Below are 1,362 nucleotides of genomic sequence, written 5' to 3' on the forward strand. Positions count from 1 at the left end.
TCGACCCGGTGGCGGTGGGTGCGCTGGTGCGGACGGCTGCCGAGAGTCTGGTGGCGGCGTTGGAGGTGGCGCTGGACGGTGGTCCGCAGGTGCTGCTGAGCGCGGTCGAGGTGCTGGACGAGGCCGAGCAGCTTCGGGTGCTCGACGAGTGGAGCGGCGTGACGGCCGAGGTTTCCGGGGTCACGCTGCCGGCGTTGTTCGAGGCGCAGGTGTCGCGGACGCCGGAGGCGTTGGCGGTGGTGGCCGGTGGTGAGGAGCTGTCGTACGCGGAGCTGGATGCCCGTGCGAACCGGCTGGCGCGGCTGCTGGTGGGCCGGGGCGTCGGTCCGGAGTCGGTGGTGGCGGTGGCGCTGGAGCGTGGTGCCGCGACGGTGGTGGCGTTGCTGGCGGTGGTGAAGGCCGGTGGTGCGTATCTACCGGTGGACCCGGGCTACCCGGCGGAGCGGATCGCGTTCATGCTGGCGGATGCCGCGCCCGTGGCCGTGGTGACGTCGGTGGAGGCGTCGCGGATCCTTCCGGAGTTGGTCCGGGATTCGCTGGTGGTGCTGGACGAGTCCGCTGTGATCGCCGAGCTGGCGGCGGCCGAGGGTGGCACGCTGTTGGATGCGGAGCGTCGTGGAGTGCTGCTGCCGTCGCATCCGGCGTATGTGATCTACACGTCGGGGTCGACGGGGCGGCCGAAGGGTGTGGTGGTCGAGCATCGTTCGGTGGCGGGTCTGTTGGCGTGGGCGGGTGCGGAGTTCGGTGGTGCGGACTTCGCGCGGGTGCTGGTGTCGACGTCGTTCAACTTCGATGTGTCGGTGTTCGAGTTGTTCGGTCCGCTGGTGTCGGGCGGCAGTGTGGAGGTCGTGAAGGACCTGCTGGCGCTGGTGGATCCGCAGGCCGGTGTGGGTGCGGTGAGTCTGGTCAGTGGTGTGCCGTCGGCGTTCGCGCAGGTGGTGGCCGGTGGCGGGCTCGGCGTGGAGCCGGGTGTGGTGGTGCTGGCGGGTGAGGCGCTGACGGCTGACACGGTGGCCGGTATCCGGGCTGCTCTGCCGGGGGTGCGGGTTGCGAACATCTACGGTCCGACCGAGGCGACGGTGTACGCGACGGCGTGGTTCGCGGACGGCGACGTCGAGGGTGTGGTGCCGATCGGCCGTGCGGTGGCGGGTACCCGGGCGTATGTGCTCGATGCCCGGCTGCGGCCGGTGCCGGTGGGTGTGGCGGGTGAGCTGTACCTGGCGGGTTCGGGTCTGGCCCGTGGGTACCTGGGCCGGGCGGGGCTGTCGGCGGAGCGGTTCGTGGCGAGCCCGTACGGCGCCGGGGAGCGGTTGTACCGCACCGGTGACGTCGCCCGCTGGAACGCGGCCGGTCAGGTGGAGT

The 1,362-nt window shown here is 71.7% G+C and carries 1 protein-coding gene; it reads left to right on the forward strand.

Annotated elements, in window-relative coordinates:
* Positions 1-14 precede the first annotated feature (14 nt).
* A partial coding sequence (locus ACIG5E_RS39495; protein WP_396542162.1) for an amino acid adenylation domain-containing protein occupies positions 15-1,362 on the forward strand: 1,348 nt, incomplete at its 3' end.

The organism is Kitasatospora sp. NPDC053057, assembly GCF_044546945.1.
GTDB lineage: Bacteria > Actinomycetota > Actinomycetes > Streptomycetales > Streptomycetaceae > Kitasatospora.